Origin of the sequence: Salipiger bermudensis HTCC2601, assembly GCF_000153725.1 — a bacterium.
GTDB classification, from domain to species: domain Bacteria; phylum Pseudomonadota; class Alphaproteobacteria; order Rhodobacterales; family Rhodobacteraceae; genus Salipiger; species Salipiger bermudensis.
Genome location: NZ_DS022276.1, coordinates 547,656 through 566,982, shown reverse-complemented (window position 1 = coordinate 566,982; position 19,327 = coordinate 547,656). Strand labels below are relative to the sequence as shown.

Sequence of the window (19,327 nt, the reverse complement as noted above, 5' to 3'; positions counted from 1 at the left end):
GCCGACACCATTGCGCGCGTCTGTGGAGAAGACGTTGACCTCGACCCGGTCGAACGAGGCCTTATCCACCTCAAGCGTCAGAAGGTAATTTCTGGCCGAAGACTGGTCGCCCTTCTTGGCCGCCACCAGCGCGAGATCAGACCTGAGTGACGCCTCGCGAGGGCTTCCTGATCCAGTTGACACAACGCTACCCAGGAAGACACTGAGCGTCGCAGCTCTTGGAACAGAGTGATGGCCTCAACCGGCCCATAGACACCGCTCACGTCCGGCGCAGGAAGGCAAACTGACCTGGCACGAAGGGCGGACTGCCAGCTTTCGCTGCGCCCTGGGCGAGCGGGAGCTCTGCGCAGCGAAGCCGACAACGAGTGGGCAGCATTGATAGCTCGATTATCGTAGCTGCACTCGTAGTTCATCTCAGGCGTCACGACTTTGCCAATTGAGCAAAGAGGGGCAACCACGGAACACACCCAGTTCAAATAAACCTAGTAGGTTTTGGTGGAGTAAGTCATAGATCAATCTGCGCCAATTGAAGCAGATAGACCATCTATTACATAGGCGGGCACACTATCGAAAACCCTTGGATTGAGCTGCATGATGTACTCACTCTCAATATGAAACGCTGTCCGTCATCAAATAATTTGGGACCCGGAATGCTCAGCCGGTCAGGAGGGTCTGGCTCATACTGTTCGAGGTTAGGCCGCCTGAGTTCGGTTGAGCAAGCGGCGCTGGCGGATGGTGTCGGACTTGATCCTCCTTCGTTCGGCTAAGATGGCTTTGGCGCGACCGAAGTAGACGTCGGCCGGGGTGACGTTTCCGAGGCTCTCATGGACGCGTTGATGGTTGTAGTGGTCGACGAAGGTCTCGATCGCGGCCTCGAGTGCGCCGGGGAGGTAGTGGTTCTCCAGCAGGATGCGGTTCTTCAGGGTCTGGTGCCAGCGTTCGATCTTGCCCTGCGTCTGCGGATGGTTGGGGGCCCCGCGCACATGCTCCATCTGCTTGTCCTCCAGCCAGGTTGCGAGATCGCCTGCAATGTAGGATGAGCCGTTGTCGCTGAGAAGTCGTGGTCGGTGTAGCACGGTCGGCTGGTCGTAAACGGACGCCTCCAGCGCGAGCTGGAGCGTGTCAGTGACATCTTCGGCCCGCATGGTCGTGCAGAGCTTCCAGGCGATCACATATCGGCTGAAGTCATCCAGGATGGTGCTCAGATAGTACCACCCCCAACCGATCACCTTCAGGTACGTGAAGTCGGTCTGCCAGAGCTGGTTTGGCCGGCTCGTCTTATTGCGGAACTCGTCCGCAGCCTTGACCACGATGAAGGCAGGGCTCGGGATCAGGTCGTGTGCCTTGAGGATGCGATACACCGAAGCCTCTGAGACAAAGTACTTCTTCGTATCTGTGAAGCGCACCGCAAGCTCCCGTGGAGAGAGGTCGGGCTCCTCCAGCGCCAAGCCGACCACATCCTGCCGGACAGCATCAGGGATGCGGTTCCAGACCCGACCCGGATGGGGTCGGCGATCCTCGAGACCGGCCTCCCCAAGGGATCGGTATCGGTCGTACCAACGATAGAAAGTTGTCTTCGGAATACCGAACATCTCCAGCGTATGCGCCGCGGGCAGATGTGATCTCTCGACGAGCCGGATAATCTCGAGCTTTTCGGATGCAGGGTACCTCATTCGTGGTCTCCCCCATCCCCGATCATACTTTTTTTGAGCAGCCGGTTCTCAAGGGTGGCCTCTGCCAAGGCTTCCTTCAGCGCGCTGGCTTCAGCCCGCAGGACCTTCACTTCCGGGCTGCTCGCCTGGCGCGCTGCGTCACCAGCAAGCCGCTTCTTGCCGGCCTCAAGAAACTCTTTGGACCAACTGTAGTACAGGCTCGTCGCAATCCCCTCGCGCCGGCAAAGCTCGGCTATGCTCTCCTCGCCGCGAAGCCCCTCAAGCACGATGCGGATCTTTTCCTCCGCCGAATGCTGTTTGCGGGTGCGTCGGCGGATGTCCTTCACAACCTTCTCGGCGGAAGGCTTGGGTGTTCCGGGTTTCTGTCTCATCTCCACTCCTTGGTGGTTACGATGAGCCAGAAACCCTCCTTTCCGAAATCAATTCAGATGTCCCATGGGCGCTGACGCCGGACACGAGGTCTTGAAGTGGCGCCCAAGGGTGGTGGCCTCGTGCTCAAGGACGGGACCGATGGGCGCGAGCTTTGCAAGATGTCTGCATTGGGCCTCAGCTACAAGGAGATGGTGCAGGGCTTCGAGGGAGGGTTTCCCGGCCATCCGTCTTCCTCCATGGCGGACTACGCTCTAGGAAAGAAGAGGGCAGGTGCGCCGAAGCCACAAAGGCGCAGCAAGCCTTCGACCGAAGAAGATGACTTCGACATCATAGACGAGTGAAACTGCCAGCGCGCTCACCCTATCTCGTCTGGCGATTCCGCTCGAACGCCAGCATCGCCACTTTCCTCTTGGCCGCGATGTCGCGGACGGTCGTGGCAACTGCTGACTCACCGAATTCCCTTGGATTGAAGGGGCGCCCGTACCAACGGATCATGTCCTTGTGCGCCGGGTGACGGCTATTGGCCATGGCTTCTACGAAATCGAAGAAACCGGGCGGGCCACCGACGTCTTCCGGCGGCGCGGTGCGCTCGCCACCCAGATAGAGGGGATAGTCGACGTCTGGATCCGCGACTCCGACATGTTCGATGACGACGCGATGCTGCCAGTTGTCACCGAAATCGTAGGTGTATTCGAAGTCTGCTACGCTACGCCCGACCAAGGTTTCCAGGCGCATGTTCTTGGCATGGTAGACCTTGTGGCCCCATGCCGCGTCCTCCGGACTGGGTTCCCCGTAGTCACGCTCCCCGACCGTGAACTGATAGAGGTGGTAGTTCTCCCAAGGCATTACGCCCTGGATGAGTTCATGGAGGGCGCGTAGGTTCGTGGTCAGGCTGACCTCGACCCGTCGCCATATGGTTGGCTCGATATGCAAGAGCTCCACGCGCAGTCGAGCGATCTGATGTGCCATGAAGGCTCCTTCCACACGGCCGAACGAGTGACCGGCGTCTCTCTATTCCGCCGCGATGCCCTGTCCGGATGCCGAAAGGCGGTTGACGTAGGACTTGAACTCGCGCGTCGAGGTGAAACACCGATACCCGGCTGAGCTTGCGAGTGAGATCAACTCCGCGCTCTCGCCCAAAAGAACAGCGACGGGTTCGGACAATTCGGTCTGGACACCATTCGGCCAGACTAGGTCGAGGATCGCGCGTTGTTCGCCGGTTTCGGCATCAACGAAGTCGAAGGACATCTCACCTTGCGCGAAGCCTTGCTGCGCCACCCAGTCGTTAAGGGCTTCCAATTCATTGGCTTCCTCTTCGCTGGCGATGCCGCCGAGAAGAACCTTGTCGGTCAATTTGGCCGAGCGCGATCCTTCCAGGATCGCAGTGTCGCCATGGAGCAGAGAGGCGAGGCATTCATTGGCAGCGTCGGCCAAGAGTTCCTTCCGGGCTTCGATGAAGTCGCGGTACTTATCGATCTTCCAAAGCTCGGGGTCCTGCGGGATCCACTGCGATTGGAGGGCGCCGGGGTGCGCCGCCTCGATCTCTGGGAAATATTCCTCGGGGCGACGATCCGAGATCGAAAGGTTGGTATCCTTGGTCAAGAAGCAGAAGTTGGCCAGCGCGTTAACTTCAGACCGTGCATATGTGGCTTCATAGAGGCGGGCGCGGGGGAAGATGTGGTGAACTTCCAGCCGGCTCATTCTCCCTAGAAGATTGTTCTTCAACGGAAGGCCCGTGCCCCAGTCGCGCGCCTCGGTCATCCGCGTCAGCATGTACAGGACGGGATAGAAACGCGCACCAACGCTCCACGAGTGGAAATGCCCTGGTTCAACGCGCAGCCCGCCCTGGGCGAGCCGGAGCTCGCCAATCAGCTTGTCCAGGTCGCCCCCGCTCTGGTCGAGAATGCCGAGATCCTTGTCGATGAAGCTCTCCACGGATCCCGAGAAGCGCCCCCACATGCCGGTTTGGACGAACCAGAAGAGGAGTTTGTCACGGGTCTTCTCGTCCAGCTTGCCGCCGTGGGAGTCGAGGAAGCGCACCATGACGGGAATGGCGAACTTCGAGAACAAGACACGGTTATGATCGAGGCCAAGGCGACCTCCGATCATGTTCAGGCTGCTGTCGATATGCTTCACAGCGCGTTTCAGAGCGCCTTCAATGTCACCAGCATCCTGGCTGTGAAGGTAGAGGAACTTCGCCTCTCCGGTCAGGATCGTGTTCACGGAGCGGAGCAGCCAATCGAGCGTGAAGTCATATCCTTCCGAACGCCAGCGGCCGATGCTGGACTTCATCGTATCACGGGCTTCCGGCCAGTCCGCGCAGATCTTCGCCAAGGCCAGATCGCCCTTCGACAGTTTGGTGCCGCCGCTGTTCACGCGATTGAAGATGTCGACGACGACGTCCAGCGTCTTGTCCGGACCGGTGACCTCTTCGATGTGGAAGTTCTTTTCACGGATGCCCAGCAGCTGGTTCAGGCGGCCGATGTAGTCGCCGACTTTCGCTTGCGTATCCGGGTTCTGGCTCAGGGTGGCCACAAAGGCACCGATCCCCGCGTTCCCCTTCTGCAGGACCTGGGTCACGTCGATCCAAAGCGGGTCGTCCCCCATCTTGATCGGCTGGAAGAACGCGAATTCCTCGGTCTCGAGGTTGAACCTCAGGTCGGTGAAGGCCTTGGCGTTTCCATCGAAGAAGCGTGGCGGCTTGCCACGGATCACGCCATAGAGCGAGGTGATCCGCTGTTGTCCGTCCAGGAGCAGCTTCACGACACCGGGTGCCAGTTGGCCGTCGCCACGATGGGTTGCCGTTGATGCATCGGTCGCCCAGACCAAAAGACTGCCAACCGGATGCCCTCTGTACAGCGATTGGAAAAGACCGCGGACTTGTTCACGCCCCCAGACATACCCACGCTGGAATTCTGGAAGGGCCATGTGGCCTTTGTCGATATATTCGAGAATTGAAGAGATCTGCATTGGGCAACCGATAATATACTGGGCGTTGAGACAGAATGGCCTGCATCCGCCTGATTGCACAAGGTTGCTTATGATGAATCAGGGCCGAAACCGGGTTGGCCGGTCACGAAGCGAGGCCGGGGCCAAGGGATGCGATGAACTTAGCGTGCTGCCGATGCCCAGAAGTACGCGTCAATTGCAGCGCCGTGATGACCAGCGGGGCAGCTATTAGGCAATCGGCGAGCGGCGAGACCAAGCCGCCCGCGGCGATAGCCGGAACGGCGCGCGGTTCTTCCGAGCCGACGCGCCGAGGTTTCATGCTCCGTCCCGCCAGGCAAGCCTCCGCGGGACGGTTCGGGCAAGGCTCAATGCCTGTCAATCGTCATGAAGACGATGCATTCCTTCTGACGCGCCATCAGGTTGTCGATCCCCGAGGTGATATCGTAGCGGACCTCCAGCGGCGACAGACAATCAATAGTCACCGCCTCGATGAAGCGGTCATGGAAATGCTTGCGGCGATGATCTGCCGGATCGAAGCGCAGCTCACGATACAGCCCCTTGCCGGAAAGAAGGCGGCTCAGCAGTTCGCTCTGGGCCCGAGCATCGAGCTCCGGGCAATTGCCCGGTTGCCACACGAGGTTAAGACGGCCGACCTTCACCCCGATCCGGTGCAAGGTCGTCAGAAGTGCCTCGAAACGTTCGCGATTGGCGGGACGGGCGATGCACCAGGGGTCCTCGACATGCAGATCGACTTCACGGTCCACGATCGCCTCGAAAAGCTGGGCGTGATCGCGCGGATCGCCGGGCCGGTAGTCGATTTTCCGGATTCGTGCATTGAAAGTGTCGAGCACGCCGTCAAGACGACGAATGCCGCCGATATTAGCATGGATCCAGCTGTCCTGCGGGGCTGTCCGTCCCAGATGCGAGACACCGCTCAGCGGCCCACCCAGCACCGAGGTGTGATCCATCTCGCCCCAGAATTCGTCCATCCCTTCGGACTTGATGACGATCATCCGGGGCGCGCGGGCCAGCCGTCCTGAATCTGCCGCATAGACCGACATCTGACCATTGCGCTCGTATTCAACCAGGCCATCGACCAACCGCCGATCCAGGCCGGTGGCGGTCGCCCCCACCCGATCCGTATCTTCAGGGATCAGCAATTCGACCTTGCGTCGACGATCCTCGTCGAGCCAGCGGCGCAGCGCACGCAGGCTCGAGGTTGCCGCTTCCAGGTCGAAGGCACCCCAAAGGGTGTCACCGGCGATCACGAGGCTGCTGGCGTTTTCCAGCCGCAACGGCAGCGTCTGAGGGCTCTGTTGCACAAATCGCGTAAGGGATTCATCTCGTGAATCCAGCATGGTAGCTGTGATGCATGAGCAGACCTACACTCCCAACCTACAGGACCAGGAACTGGCCAGCCTATAACGAAGCGCTCAAGCGCCGAGGTTCGCTGACGATCTGGTTCGACCCCGAGATGAGCTGGGATGCAGTGCCGACAGGCAGGCGTGGCCGCCGTCAGAGCTACAGCGACGCCGCCATACAGACTTGCCTCTCGATAAAGGTGCTGTTCGGGATGGCCCTCCGGCAGACAACCGGGTTCGTCGAAAGTCTGCTGCGACTGGTTGGCCTTGACTGGACGGTGCCCGACTTCAGCACGTTGTCGCGCCGCCAGAAGACGCTGGCCGTCAATATCCCGTATCGCGGCTCCAAGGGGCCGCTGCACCTGCTGATCGACAGCACCGGCATCAAGGTCGAGGGCGAAGGAGAATGGCACGCCCGCAAGCATGGTGGCCGGAAACGTCGCGTCTGGCGCAAGATCCACCTCGGGATTGATGAGGAAACGCTGGAGATCCGGTCTGTTGAGATCACCGGGAGCCACATTGGCGATGCACCGGTTTTGCCCGACCTGCTCGGCCAGGTCCCGGCGGACCAGGAAATCGGCAGCGTCACGGCAGATGGGGCCTACGACACACGCAAATGCCACGATGCCATCGCTGACCGCGGCGCCCACGCCGTCATCCCGCCCCGCAAGAACGCCAAGCCATGGAAGACCGTCACCGCTGGCGCGGCCGCCCGAAACGAGGCCCTGCGCGCATCAAGATACCTCGGCCGTGCCCTGTGGCGACGATGGAGCGGATACCACCGCCGAAGCCGCGTCGAAACGAAAATGCATTGTGTCAAACTGCTGGGTCAACGGCTCATGGCGCGGGACTTCGACCGACAGGTCGCCGAGCTCCAAGTCCGCATCGCCGTGCTCAACCGCTATACCGCGCTTGGCATACCCGTCACGGAAGCCGTGGGATAAGTCCGTCCGGGGAAAGGGGAACCTCGGCCATCACCCGATTTGTGCAACAGAGCCCTTCAGGTGCCCTAAGCGCCCTAGCCCTGACGCCCGCCGAGATTATGACTCTTCCCCAAACCAAGCGCACAAGACCGGACGATAAGAGGTCTGGTAGAGTGGCCGCCTCTTTCGGACCGCCCGGGTCGAACTCGTAAGCGGCCTCAGCTACGTCCCAAGCTGAAGCTGGCGATATCTTCATATCCTGAAGAAGACGCAGTGCCACCACGTCGGGCGTGTAGGCTTGGTTCGGGTCGAGATAACGATCTTGCGGTATGACGGAGAGCTTGCGCGAGAGGCGGTCCCGAAGAACTTGGCGCGTCTCGCTCGGCGCATATTTGAAGCTTGCAAAGCGGGACATCGAATGGCCGTCCTTCAGGAGGGTCGGTGCAACCGAGTTAAATTTTCTGCTCGCAGAGTCTAGCGGACCACGCGAGCCCATTCATTATTTGGAGAACCGCATGATTGCCCTGTAGTCGATTTCTCTGCGATTCTTGCAGGAGCCTTTTTGAGTCACTGTTGCATAAGGGTCCCGCCCAAGCAGCGCTCATCTTAATGCGGAACACTCCTGCCCAATGAATGAGTTCATGCACGCCACCACGGATCGCTCGCATTCCGTCAGGGCGCAAACGGTACCAAAGCGGCTGTACGTTGTCCCGGCAGCGAATGAACGCTCCCCGCCCTTCTTTCCTGAGGGTCGTCGCAGCCGCAGTGTAAATCAAGCACTCGCGGCGAACGGCTGGAAGGTGCGCACTGCGGTCCTCGTTCACTTGGACGATGCCGCGCGGTGTCATAAATGTCCGGTGTGGGAAGCCGGCCTGTTGCAGTGGTGGCCCTTGCGAACGTCGGGATTGGCCGAGTGACGGCAAGGCAATGCTGGAGAACGTGGCACGCCGCGCGGCATCCGACCCGGCACCTATCGGACGGCAAGAATGTGCACAGTCCACAAGAGGCGCACAATGTTGAGCTCACACACTTTATGGCGGCATCTCAGAGAGCAACCTGATTTGGTGTGCTTAAGAACCCCGACCTCTATTTCCCAAAGTATCATGCGACAAATTGTCATAGGGGGGTCGACTTACCGACTAGGCTTAGATCGGCGGTGCGTTGGCCGGAAATTGACGTTCTTCGCTAGGCTCAGGCCCCATTGATTTTCCCTGAGCAGCGTGATTCAGCGTTCGGAAAACGAGCGGTGACATGTCTGATCTCTTCTGGCTGAACGACGCGCAGATGGCGCGTCTTGAACCCTATTTCCCGAAGTCCCACGGCAAGCCTCGCGTCGATGATAGACGTGTGCTGAGCGGGATTATCTTCATAAACCGTAATGGCTTACGCTGGCGGGATGCGCCGAAAGAGTATGGCCCTCATAAGACGCTCTACAATCGTTGGAAGCGATGGAGCGACAAAGGCATCTTTGCTCACATGATGGCCGGGTTGGCTGCCGAGCACGGCGAGAAGAAAACGGTGATGATTGATGCGACGTACCTGAAGGCACATCGCACCGCGTCCAGCCTGGGCGCGAAAAAGGGGGGCGTGGCCGCCTGATCGGTCGCACCAAGGGCGGCATGAACACCAAGCTGCATGCCATCTGCGACAGCAACGGCCGCCCGATCAGTTTCTTCGTCTCCGCTGGCCAAGTCAGTGATTACATCGGGGCGCGAGCGTTGCTCAGCAGCCTGCCCGATGTCGACTGGCTGCTCGGGGATCGCGGCTACGACGCCGATTGGTTCCGAGAAGCGTTGCAAGACAAAGGGATACGCGCCTGCATCCCGGGTCGGAAACAACGCAAAACAACCGTGAAATACCCTCTTGATGGTGTGGACGCCCCCTCACGGCATCGCTGTGCCAAGGTAGCGGTGTCGAAATTCGCTACGAGGAGGAAGCGTCCATGGAGAAGGTTAGCATTGTAGGGCTGGATATTGCCAAGAGTTCGTTTCACGCGCATGGCGCGGCGGCAAATGGATCTAAGGTCTTTAGCAAGGCGTTGCCGCGAGGGCGGGTGCTAGAGTTTTTCGGTCAGATTGAGCCTTGCACCATCGCTTTGGAGGCTTGCGCGGGTGCGCATCACTGGAGCCGGGAGCTTTCCAGACTTGGCCACGATGTCAGGCTCATCGCCCCGCAATACGTCAAACCCTATGTGAAGCGGCAAAAGAACGATGCGAATGATGCCGAAGCCATCGCTGAAGCAGCGTCCCGACCGACCATGCGCTTTGTGACGACCAAGACAACCGAGCAACAAGGTCAGTCGATGGTACTCAAGACCCGCGATCTTTTGACAGGGCAACGTACCCAGGCGATCAACGCATTGCGAGGGCATCTGGCTGAACATGGGATTGTCGCGCCGAAAGGCCCTCAGCATCTGCCTCGGTTGGAAAAGGCTGTGGCTGAGAATGGAGAACGATTGCCGCCCGAAGTCACCGGCCTTTGCCAAATATTCTTCGATCTCATCGCCGGGCTAAGCGCGCGCATTGACGCGCTGACCCGGCAACTTCGACAGATTGCCCGACAGGACGATGTGGCGCGCAGGTTGATGACCATGCCGGGGATCGGCCCGGTGACGGCGGTATCGATTGCCGTGCTGGCGGCACCGCCAGAGATGTTCAGCAAGGGGCGCGACTTCGCAGCCTGGATCGGGCTGGCACCACGCCAGCATTCTACGGGCGGTAAAACAAGGCTGGGCAAGATATCAAAAATGGGTCAGCGCGACCTGCGGCGTTTGCTGATCATCGGTGCAATGTCCGCGATCCAAGCCGCGCAAAAACGCGGCGGCGCGCCAGATGGGTCGTGGCTGGCCCGTATGTTGGCTCGCAAACCTAAAATGCTGGTTGCAGTTGCGCTGGCAAACAAGATGGCGCGGATGGCCTGGGCGATCATGGCTCATGGCGGCGTCTACGAGACCCCTGCCAACGCCTGAGCGCGAAGGCAGGCTGGGGTGCGGTGGTTCTGAATGGAGGTCATGGCAAAGCGTCGACGAGATCAGGAATGGGAAAACCAGTAATGTCCCGAGTAGCTTGTACTACGGCCTCTCGTTTTGGACCTGTTCCTCGAACTCACCATGAGGGCCCGCGGCATTGAAGGTCGCAACCAGAGGCCGGATACACGAAGGAACTCGACCGCAATGCTGTTGCCAAAGTCAAAAAATCGCTTGCAGCCCCGGGGGCGTCCATACACGGGACATTGTTGCGCAATGCCCTGCCGGGCAAGGGACAAACGCCGCTACAAACGCCGGAACCGTATCGAGATCATGTTCGGCAGGCTCAAGGACTGGCGCCGTGTCGCGACCAGATATGACAGATGCCCAAAGGCCTTCTTCTCAGCCATCGCTCTCGCCGCAACTGTCATCTATTGGCTATGAGTCCTGAGCCTAGGGAGTCTCATTTGCGGATCGTGTGCAGAAGGCATATCGGCGCGCTTCTCTGTAGTCGAGAAAGCTGAAATCGCGCGCCCCGCACATCTCTACGCCGCGCCCGCGAATCCTACGCAACTCGCGGGACGACCCTCTAACCGGTCTTTCCCAAGTTGGCTTCGTTGAGGGCCATGGTGCCGCATGCACCACGCCCTGACAACGTTTTTTTCGAACGGAGACGCCGTGGGTGATCAGCCTACGCCCCGGACGGGGGCCCTTGTCGGACGCCATTGGCAGCCAGATGCCCATCGACTGCAGGCCGCAGACGCAATGGTCGAGCCGGGTTTCTTCGATCTTGATGGTCAGCGCAGTCAGCATGTCGCCGCTGGAGGCGCCCGCAGCCGTTGGATTGCGGCAATGACGGCGCGTACCATCGGCCCTGTCACCGCGACCTCGGCAAGTTGAAAGATGATGGCGCGGGCATGCCGAACAACCCGCGCGCCGATCTTGATGAGCTTGAGCTGCAGGCTGGTAAGCGACCATGCCGACATGGGCTCTGGCAGGCCGACATGAGCGAGGAAGACGGCGAGGTTGTACGCCAGCGCGTGCAGCTGGAGCCGCACCTCGTTATCCCGGAACCGGCGGCACGACAGGCGCGTCCAGCGGATGGCGTACTTGCCCTCACGGATGTGCTGCTCGGCGGTGCCGCGACGGTTGTAGAACCCGCTGATCCACTCGGGGTCCATCGGCAGGTTGGTCACCACGAAACCGACGCGAGGGAACAACTCGCCCGGATGCCACTCGATCTTCGCGACCACGCGGCGCGGCTTGTCCCAGCTCTTCGCCTGATACTCGAAGTCCTCGTAGAACCGTCGGGCGTGCTTCGGTGGCCGTCCGACCGGGCGCTTCAGCCGATGCGCTATATGCTCCTGCAGAACGGCGTTCGCGGGCAGCCGGATCGCGTAAAAGTACCCCGCTGCCTCCAGCGTCTTGTACAGATCGGGCAGCGCGAATGCGGCGTCCGCGCGGAAGAACTTCAGCATGTCGCGGTCGGCGTAGCGCTGCATCACCGGCTCCAGAACCGCCTTCCAGCCGTCGGCGCTGTGGACGTTTCCAGGGCGCAGGGAGCAGCGTTCCAGCATCCCGAACTGGTTGAACAGGAAGAGCGGGTGGTAGCAGGCGCAGCCGAAATGGCCATTCCACGCGGTGCCCTCCTGCTCGCCGTGGGTCGGGCTGACCGAACTATCCATGTCGAGCACGATGTACTTCAGACCCGCCCGGTCGAGGGAGCGGTCGATCCACTGGCCGCTCAGATCGGCGAGCGCCGCGCGGTTGCTCTCTGTCGCCAGCCCCTCGGTCTCGAACCGGCTCATCTGCGACGTTGACGCGGCCTGCCCATCGATGGCGCGGTGACCGACCACCTGCCGCATCGCCGGGTCATGGGCCAGCCGCTCGGCGTCGTTGACGTCTTCGTATCCGGCGAGGCGACCATAGACGGCTTGACGGAACAGCCCGGCCAACTGGTGAACTCGGTTAGCACCCGTTCGATTGTCGACCAGCGCTGCGCTCGTCAGATCGGACAGTCCGAGCGCATCATCGAGTTCCCGGACGATCAGCAGGCCACCATCCGAACTGAGCTGCGATCCCCGGAACTCCAGCCGCACCCGCCGGTCGAAATCCAGCCTCAGATCGTCCCGAGACCCCGCACCCGATAGGTGAGCCATGAAACGTCGCCCTCATGCCGCCCAACTAACTGGAGAATAACAGAAATACGGCCATCAACAGAGCGGAATGTTCAGGTCACTTGGGAAATCTGGGTCTAAACCAATCGCAAGTATCGCGAGTTGCGCGCCCCCGCAACCAACGCCTCGCAGTCATTGGCTGCATTCGCCGAGAGGCGTTCAGATCGCCCCCCGTAACAAAAAGAGATTGCTGGTCCGGTGACAACGTCCAGCCGTGTTCTATCAGCAGGTTGCCTTTGGCAGGGTGTTCAACACGTGAACGCCACCGACGACACTGTCTCCAAGTCAATTGGTGCTCCTACATGTTCACGAAAGAGGCAAAGTACGATTTGTCTGATTGAAAAAATCGCTCCTTTTCAGCCCGAGCGTCGAACCGGTTTTATTCTGATCCGCGTCGCAGAACCTGGCCGTGATGGACGCCGCATGCGCTGCCTCGGGTCTCGTGTTGTGACTTCGGCATTCCAGGTCCAGTCTGCGAACTTGTCGCCGGTTTGGCGCAGATGGGTGTAGCGCTTGAGCGACGTCCATGACCGGTGGCCGGAAACAGCAGCCGCGTGAGGAACGTTGTAGCCGATCTCGAACAGGCGCGAGACGCCTTCGTGCCTCAGGTCGTGGAAGCGCAGATTCTCGATGCCGAGAAGCTGCGTCGCCCGAGTGAAGGCCGCGCTTATTGCATCGGTGGAGTAGGGGAAGATCTGGCTCGCGTGTTTCGGCATCGCCTCAATGATCGCCAGCGCCGGATCGGGCAGGTCGCACCAGACGTCGTTGCCAATCTTCTCGCCGGGGTTCTTCATGTCGCGCACAAGGACGCGTTTGCCGTCCTTGTCGAGGTCCGCCCATGTGATCCGCGTGATCTCTTCCTGTCGTCGTGTTGAGAAAATCGCAAAGGCGATGACGCGATGCATTGGGACGGAGGAAGGGCGGCGGATCGAGCGATCGAGGAAATGCGCCATCAACTGGTCGAGTTCGTCCAGCGTCGGTCGGCGATCGCGGTGGCGGCTCTTCTGCGTCAGCCCTAGCTTCTTCGCGACGATCATCGCATTGCGCATCGCGCGTTCGTCCAGCGGATAGTTCCAGGCCGGACCGGCCACCGTGAAGACCGCGCTGAGATGGGAGAGGTAGTTGGCCACGGTTTGCGGCGAGACACCCGTCTTCAGCTTCTCCTGAGCGAAGGCCACGATGTCGGCGCTGTCGATTTGGGCGCAAAGCTTGTTCGCGATGTCGAACTCCTTGATGCTCTTGAGAACCTGCGCCTTGGTCCGACCGATTGCCTTCGCGCTGTCTTCGACATATTTGTCGATTGCGTCGCCGAGGGTCACTTCGCGGCGGCGGGTCTCTCCGATGGGCAGGTTTTCAAGAGCGCCGGGCTTGGCAAGGTCCTTCTCGCGCTTCTCGATCCAGGCCGCGGCGGTCGAACGCAGCTCGAAGGTCCGGTTCTCGCGCCAGACAGTTTTTCCAGCCCGCCGAACGGCGATCTGGGCAAGCCAGGCGGCGGAGCCGTCTTTGCGCTTTCGCTTGATGATGGTACCCATGGGGTTACAACATTTGGCTCAAGTTACAACATTTGTTGTAAATCATGCCAAAAATCGGCGCGAATTACAACATATGAGACGGTAACAGGGCGGATAGATGAGCGGTAAATGGCTGATAAAAAAATAAAATATAGTGTTCTCAATGCGTCCCGCTTGTCGGTTGCACCTATGATGGATTGGACCGACCGGCACTGCCGTTATCTGCACCGGCTGCTGTCGCGGAGGGCACTGCTTTATTCTGAGATGGTCACGGCCCCGGCGCTCGTGCGCGGCGGGGCGCTGCATCTGCTCGACTATAACCCTGAGGAGCACCCTGTCGCGCTGCAGCTTGGCGGGTCGGATCCGGAGGAGCTCGCGCGGGCGGCGACGCTTGGCGAGCAGGCGGGCTATGATCAGATCGATCTCAATTGTGGCTGCCCGTCGGACAGGGTGCAATCGGGCACGTTCGGCGCTGTGCTGATGCGGTCGCCGGAGCTCGTCGCGGACTGCGTCGCCGCTATGCGCGAGGCGGTGAAGATCGACGTCACCGTCAAGTGCCGCATCGGCGTCGACGAGCAGGAGCCGCGCGACGTGCTGCCCGACTTCCTCCAGAAGATCTCGGGCGCGGGCTGCGAGCGCGTGGTGATCCACGCCCGCAAGGCCTGGCTGCAGGGGCTGAGCCCCAAGGAAAACCGCGATATCCCGCCGCTCGATTACGAGATCGTGCGCGAGATGAAGCGGGCCTTCCCGCAGCTGCACGTCTCGATCAACGGCGGCATCACAGATCTCGATACCGCCGAGGCGCTGCTCGCCGACGGGCTCGACGGCGTGATGATCGGGCGCGCCGCCTATCACCAGCCTTGGGACATCCTCGCCAATGCCGATGCCCGGATCTATGGCGAGGCGGCCGGGCCGGTGTCCCCTGAGGAGGCGGTGCAGGCGATGCTGCCCTATATCGGGCGCCACCTCGCCAGCGGCGGCAGGCTGCACCAGATCACCCGGCACATGTTGGGCCTCTTTGCCGGGCGACCGGGTGCGCGGCAGTGGCGCCGGGTGCTGTCCGAGGGCGCCACGCGCGACGGCGCCGGGCCGGAGCTGGTCGAAGAGGCGCTGTCGCGGGTGCCAGCGGCCGCCTGAGCTTCGCGCATCGGCGCAAGGCTTGCACGCGCGGCGGCGGGGGACTAAGCCGCTGGTATACCAGATCAAGGATCTCCCCCATGCCGGACATTGCCACGCTGCTGCCCCTTGTCGGGCTGCTTGTCGTCACCAGCGCCTTTGCCGGGCTGATCGCGGGGCTACTGGGCGTGGGCGGGGGCATCGTTCTGGTGCCGGCCTTTCTCTTCACCTTCGAGACCATCGGCTATGGCAGCCCACAGGTGATGCAGATCTGCCTTGCCACCTCGCTGGCGACGATCATCGTCACCTCGATCCGCTCGGTGCTGTCGCACAACAAGAAGGGCGCGGTCGAGTGGGGCATCCTGCGCGCCTGGGCGCCGGGCATCGCCATCGGCGCGCTGATCGGGGTGCTGACCGCGGCCCGGCTGCGCTCGGATTTCCTGCAGGCGCTGTTCGGCTGCATCGCCATCTTCATCGGTCTCTACTTTGCATTCGGGCGCCGCGACTGGCGGCTCTCGGGCGCCATGCCGGGCGGTGGGATGCGGGCGCTGCTGTCGCCGGTCGTGGGCTTCCTGTCGGTGCTGATGGGGATCGGGGGCGGCAGCTTCGGGGTGCCGATGATGACCCTGTGCTCGGTGCCGATGCACCGCGCCGTGGCCACCGCCGCGGGCTTCGGCCTGCTGATCGCGCTGCCCTCGGTGCTGGCCTTCCTCTTCGTGCCGGTGCCCGCAGAGGTGCGACCGCCGCTGACGCTTGGATCGGTCAATCTCGGCGCTTTCTTCATCGCCATCTCGATGACCCTGATCACCGCGCCGCTTGGCGCGAAGCTTGCCCACGCGGTCGACGAGAAGACCCTGCGCCGGTCCTTTGCGGTGTTCATTCTGGTGGTGGCCGCCAACATGCTGCGCAAGTCTTTCTTCTGAACAGCGTCTTGATAATGTGGAGAGAAATGACGTGATCCGGCCCGGATCGCGTGATTGTCGCGTCGATTGATCGACGCGGATGAAAAATCTGGCGCGGTGTGAAGAAATCTCGTTAACGTGATCTCTGGCCGAAAATCGGTCGGGACAGGGATTTGAAAATGCTCGAAGTTCTTTTGCTTCTTTCGCTTGGTGTCTTGGGAATTTCTCTGATTGGCAGCGGTGACGGTGGTGACGGTGGTGGCGATGACGACTCTGATGCGCCGGAGACGGATCCCGAAGAGCCGATCGTCGGCACGCTCGGCGACGATGACGACTCCGCGGTGCTCACCGACAATGCCGACTCCGTCGAGGGAGGCGCTGGCAACGACCTGATCGACGCGCTTGGCGGCCCCGACTGGGTACGTGGCAACGATGGCAACGACACGCTTCTGGGCGGCGACGGCAACGACTTCCTTGCGGGCAATGCGGGCGCCGACGAGATCGACGGCCAAGACGGCAACGACCTCCTGCGTGGCGGGGTCGGGCCGGATCTGATCCAGGGCGGCGCGGGGGACGACCTGATCGAGACCGGGCTTGGCGGCGACCGCGCCTGGGGCGACGAGGGCAACGACACCATCGTGATCAGCGAAGAAAGCGGTGACGAGCTGCCCTTCAACGAGGTCTATGGCGGGCTGGGGGATGACCTGATGCTGGTCGACAACAGCAACGCGCAGGTCTCGGGCGATCAGGGCAACGACACGATCGCGATCTACCTCACCGACGAGGACGCCTATGTCGACGCGCTCGGGGGCGAGGGGGACGACCTGATCGTGGCAGGCGAGACCGGGATCGACGCGTCGATCTACGCCTCGGGTGGCGAGGGCAACGACACCATCGATGTCGGTGCCGGTGGCTATGTCAGCGGCGATGCCGGCGACGATGTCATCCTGGCGGAGGGCATCGAGATCTATGGCGGGGCCGGCAGCGACCTGTTCGTCGGCGACCTGACCGGGGACCGCAGCATGTCGGGGGTGGTGCTGGATTTCCTGCCCGGCGAGGACGCGATCCTGTTCGATGTCCCGGGGCCGGACCTCGAGGACGCGGAGCTGGTCATCGGCGAGCCGGCCTTCAGCGAAGTCTACGGCAGGAGCCTGACGGAGATCGCCCTGACCGCGGGCGGCCAGACCTACTCGATCTTCGTCCAGACCGCCGAGGAGATCCAGCCGGACGACATCATCGTGCGGGGCGCGTGAGCCTCAGCCGCGGCGTCCCTCGCGGCCGCCGCGGCGCTTGCTGATGCGCGGGGCGCGGGAAGGCAACTCCTGCATCACCGCGCGGCGCGCGTCGGGGCTCATCCGCGACCACGCGGTGATCTCGTCGATGCTGCGCAGGCAGCCGGTGCAGAGCCGGCTTTCCGGGTGGATGACGCAGATCTTGATACAGGGGCTTTCGATCTCGTCGCGCTTCCAGACATCATCGCTCATCCGTTTGCCCTCAGGTGGCGCAGCCGGTCGAGCGCGCCCTGCAGGATGTAGGAGGCGGCGACATGGTCGATGAGCTCGGCGCGTTTGGCGCGCGAGGTGTCGGCCTCGAGCAGGGCGCGCTCTGCCGCGACCGTGGAGAGGCGCTCGTCCCAGAAAGTGACCGGCCCGTCCCAGAGCCGCGAGAAGTTGCGCGCGAAGGCGCGGGTCGACTGGCAGCGCGGGCCCTCGGAGCCGTCCATGTTGCGCGGCAGCCCGAGCACCACGCCGCCGATCTCGCGCTTGACGAGGATCTCGAGCAGGCGCTCGGCGTCGAGGGTGAACTTCTTGCGCTTCACCGTCTCGAGCGGGGTGGCGACGGTGAGCAGGCGATCGGACACCGCCACGCCGATGGTCTTGGTGCCGAGGTCGAGCCCGGCTAGGGCGCGGTCGCGGGGCAGGGCGGCGGCGAAGTCTTCGATCTCGTCATGGATCATCGCAGGTGGCTTTCGTTGCGTCGGAGGGGGCGCTGCCCCCGTCGCCCGAGGGCGACTCCCCCGAGGTATTTTTGAACCAGAGAAGACGGGGGCGTCATTCCACGACACCGGCGCGGGCGGCCCCGGCGCGGACGATGGCGAGCGCGTCGGGCTGGGCTGCGAAGATCGCCTGGGCCTCCTGCCAGATCGCGGCGGCCTGTTCGGTGCGGCCGAGCACACCGAGCGCGCCGAGAAGCTGGCCCCATTCCTGGGGCGAGCCGCCTTGTTCGGCGAGGCGGGCGCCGAGCCGGTCGACCATGCCCTCGATCATCTGCTGGCGGTCCTCGTCGCTGAGCTCGGAGGCGGCCTCGACATCCGCCGCGCCAGGGCCGGCGAGGGCCGGTGCGCCGGGAGCGGCAGGAAGCTCGTAGTCGTTGACGCCGGCGGCATAGGCGAGATCGGGGATCTGCTCGCGGATCGGCTCGGCCCAGGGGGCATCGGCGGGGCCTTCGCGCAGCAGCTTGTCCCAGATCCGGAAGGCGGTGTCGGGGCGACCGGTCTGCGCCATCATCAGTCCGCCATAATAGCGCGCCACGCCGTTGTCGGGATCGCGCCGCATCACCTCGTCGAGCGCCTGCTCGGCCTCGGGCGAGACGTAGCCACCGGCGGCGAGCACCAGCATGTCGGCAAGATCGGCGTAATCCTTGGCGCTGACGCTGTCGCCCTTGAGCGAGATCAGCCGGCGTTGCGCGGCGTAGGCCTTGGCATAGTTGCCGAGCGCCGCCTCTGAGCGGGCCAGCAGAATGTGGCCCTGGATGTCGTCGGGGCGTTCGGTGACCGCCGTGCGCAGGCGCTCGACCAGAGCGAGGTAGTCCTCCGGCGCCTCGACCGGCGGCTGGGCCGGGAGCTGGGCCTCTGCCTCGTCCTGCGAGGGCCGGTTGGCCCGTGCCTCCTGCGCCGCCGAGATGCGGGCCTGGAGGCCGAGATCGCCGTAGCCCGGCGCGCCGAGCCGCAGGTAGAGCAGGGAGCTGCCACCGATCAGCGCCAGCACGATCACCGCCGCCATCACCTTGCCGGGACCGCTGCCGCGGCTGGCCGACGCCGCACCGCCCTGGATCCGCGCATCGGCGGCGAGAATGCGGCGCGAGACCTCGGTCTTCAGTCGCTCCGCCTCTTCCGGGGCGATGGTGCCACGGGCCGCGTCGCGCTCGATCTCGCGCAGTTGGTCGCGATAGACCTGCAGGTCATAGGCCTCGGCCGGCCCGGTTGCACGCTCGCCGCGCAGAAGTGCCATCACCAGCAGCGCCGCTACCACGAGCACCACCGCGCCCGCCACGATCCAGAAGAGGGTCAATGCTGTCTCCGTCCCTTTGTCCGCCCCTCATGTATAGGCAGCGGCCGCAGGAAAAAAGGCCTCAAGGGCGCGACGGATTGCCGGTGGC

General features: G+C 62.4%; 17 protein-coding genes. 8 read left to right on the top strand and 9 right to left on the bottom strand.

The window, feature by feature from the left end:
* Window positions 1-692: 692 nt before the first annotated feature.
* Window positions 693-2,044, bottom strand: a protein-coding gene (locus tag R2601_RS02690; protein WP_086003291.1) for an IS3 family transposase whose coding sequence is annotated in 2 segments (ribosomal slippage) — window positions 693-1,708 and window positions 1,708-2,044 — 1,353 coding nt in all. Because the reading frame shifts where the segments join, the coding sequence is not laid out codon by codon here.
* Between the two features lie 96 nt (window positions 2,045-2,140).
* Here R2601_RS02690 and R2601_RS02680 point away from each other — a divergent pair.
* The gene (locus R2601_RS02680; RefSeq protein WP_007793155.1) at window positions 2,141-2,386 is read left to right on the top strand and encodes a hypothetical protein; all 246 of its coding nucleotides are present in this window, start codon (window positions 2,141-2,143) and stop codon (window positions 2,384-2,386) included.
* A 19-nt stretch (window positions 2,387-2,405) separates the two neighbouring features.
* Here the strand turns inward: R2601_RS02680 and R2601_RS02675 are convergent, their stop codons facing one another.
* The 3 genes from R2601_RS02675 to R2601_RS02665 form a co-directional block, all read right to left on the bottom strand.
* Window positions 2,406-3,014, bottom strand: a complete 609-nt coding sequence (locus tag R2601_RS02675; protein ID WP_007793152.1) for a plasmid pRiA4b ORF-3 family protein — start codon at window positions 3,012-3,014, stop codon at window positions 2,406-2,408.
* A gap of 42 nt (window positions 3,015-3,056) precedes the next feature.
* Window positions 3,057-5,015: a GmrSD restriction endonuclease domain-containing protein gene (locus R2601_RS02670; RefSeq protein WP_040544311.1), complete on the bottom strand. Its 1,959-nt coding sequence runs from the start codon at window positions 5,013-5,015 to the stop codon at window positions 3,057-3,059.
* Between the two features lie 344 nt (window positions 5,016-5,359).
* Window positions 5,360-6,352: a hypothetical protein gene (locus R2601_RS02665; protein ID WP_144266888.1), complete on the bottom strand. Its 993-nt coding sequence runs from the start codon at window positions 6,350-6,352 to the stop codon at window positions 5,360-5,362.
* Window positions 6,353-6,366: 14 nt separating this feature from the next.
* Between R2601_RS02665 and R2601_RS02660 the strand changes: the two genes are divergently transcribed.
* From R2601_RS02660 to R2601_RS27675, 4 genes are all read left to right on the top strand, one after another.
* Window positions 6,367-7,299 carry an IS5 family transposase gene (locus R2601_RS02660; RefSeq protein ID WP_040544309.1) on the top strand — a complete coding sequence of 311 codons (933 nt, stop codon included), beginning with the start codon at window positions 6,367-6,369 and terminating at the stop codon, window positions 7,297-7,299.
* Window positions 7,300-8,529: 1,230 nt separating this feature from the next.
* A protein-coding gene (locus R2601_RS25740) for an IS5 family transposase (RefSeq protein ID WP_375360168.1) occupies window positions 8,530-9,242 on the top strand; the annotation gives its coding sequence in 2 pieces (ribosomal slippage) (window positions 8,530-8,854 and window positions 8,854-9,242; 714 coding nt in all).
* Window positions 9,221-10,246: an IS110 family RNA-guided transposase gene (locus R2601_RS02650; protein ID WP_007793130.1), complete on the top strand. Its 1,026-nt coding sequence runs from the start codon at window positions 9,221-9,223 to the stop codon at window positions 10,244-10,246. Before R2601_RS25740 ends, R2601_RS02650 begins: the two co-directional genes overlap by 22 nt.
* Before the next feature lie 141 nt (window positions 10,247-10,387).
* A complete protein-coding gene (locus R2601_RS27675; RefSeq protein WP_375360179.1) occupies window positions 10,388-10,687 on the top strand; it encodes a transposase in 300 nt (99 codons plus the stop codon).
* 362 nt (window positions 10,688-11,049) lie between these two features.
* On the opposite strand, the gene R2601_RS02645 is transcribed toward R2601_RS27675, so the two are convergent.
* Window positions 11,050-12,402 carry an IS1380-like element ISRssp9 family transposase gene (locus tag R2601_RS02645; RefSeq protein WP_076611136.1) on the bottom strand — a complete coding sequence of 451 codons (1,353 nt, stop codon included), beginning with the start codon at window positions 12,400-12,402 and terminating at the stop codon, window positions 11,050-11,052.
* Between the two features lie 374 nt (window positions 12,403-12,776).
* Complete coding sequence (locus tag R2601_RS02640; RefSeq protein WP_007793126.1) at window positions 12,777-13,952, bottom strand: tyrosine-type recombinase/integrase; 1,176 nt, start codon at window positions 13,950-13,952, stop codon at window positions 12,777-12,779.
* Between the two features lie 108 nt (window positions 13,953-14,060).
* On the opposite strand from R2601_RS02640, the gene dusA reads away from it, so the two are divergent.
* From dusA to R2601_RS02625, 3 genes are all read left to right on the top strand, one after another.
* Window positions 14,061-15,068, top strand: a complete 1,008-nt coding sequence (gene dusA / locus R2601_RS02635; RefSeq protein ID WP_083793886.1) for a tRNA dihydrouridine(20/20a) synthase DusA — start codon at window positions 14,061-14,063, stop codon at window positions 15,066-15,068.
* Between the two features lie 80 nt (window positions 15,069-15,148).
* Window positions 15,149-15,970 carry a sulfite exporter TauE/SafE family protein gene (locus tag R2601_RS02630; protein ID WP_007793121.1) on the top strand — a complete coding sequence of 274 codons (822 nt, stop codon included), beginning with the start codon at window positions 15,149-15,151 and terminating at the stop codon, window positions 15,968-15,970.
* Between the two features lie 158 nt (window positions 15,971-16,128).
* Window positions 16,129-17,202, top strand: coding sequence for a calcium-binding protein (locus tag R2601_RS02625; protein ID WP_007793118.1), 1,074 nt, complete (start codon window positions 16,129-16,131; stop codon window positions 17,200-17,202).
* A 3-nt stretch (window positions 17,203-17,205) separates the two neighbouring features.
* Here R2601_RS02625 and R2601_RS02620 read toward each other — a convergent pair whose 3' ends face one another.
* The 3 genes from R2601_RS02620 to ccmI form a co-directional block, all read right to left on the bottom strand.
* On the bottom strand, window positions 17,206-17,433 hold the full coding sequence (locus R2601_RS02620) for a DUF1289 domain-containing protein (RefSeq protein WP_007793115.1): 228 nt from the start codon (window positions 17,431-17,433) through the stop codon (window positions 17,206-17,208).
* Window positions 17,430-17,906 (bottom strand): Holliday junction resolvase RuvX, encoded by a 477-nt coding sequence (gene ruvX / locus R2601_RS02615; RefSeq protein WP_007793111.1) that lies wholly within the window; start codon window positions 17,904-17,906, stop codon window positions 17,430-17,432. The genes R2601_RS02620 and ruvX overlap by 4 nt, the downstream gene beginning before the upstream one ends.
* Window positions 17,907-18,000: 94 nt before the next feature.
* The gene (ccmI, locus tag R2601_RS02610) at window positions 18,001-19,239 is read right to left on the bottom strand and encodes a c-type cytochrome biogenesis protein CcmI (protein WP_007793109.1); all 1,239 of its coding nucleotides are present in this window, start codon (window positions 19,237-19,239) and stop codon (window positions 18,001-18,003) included.
* Window positions 19,240-19,327 lie beyond the last annotated feature (88 nt).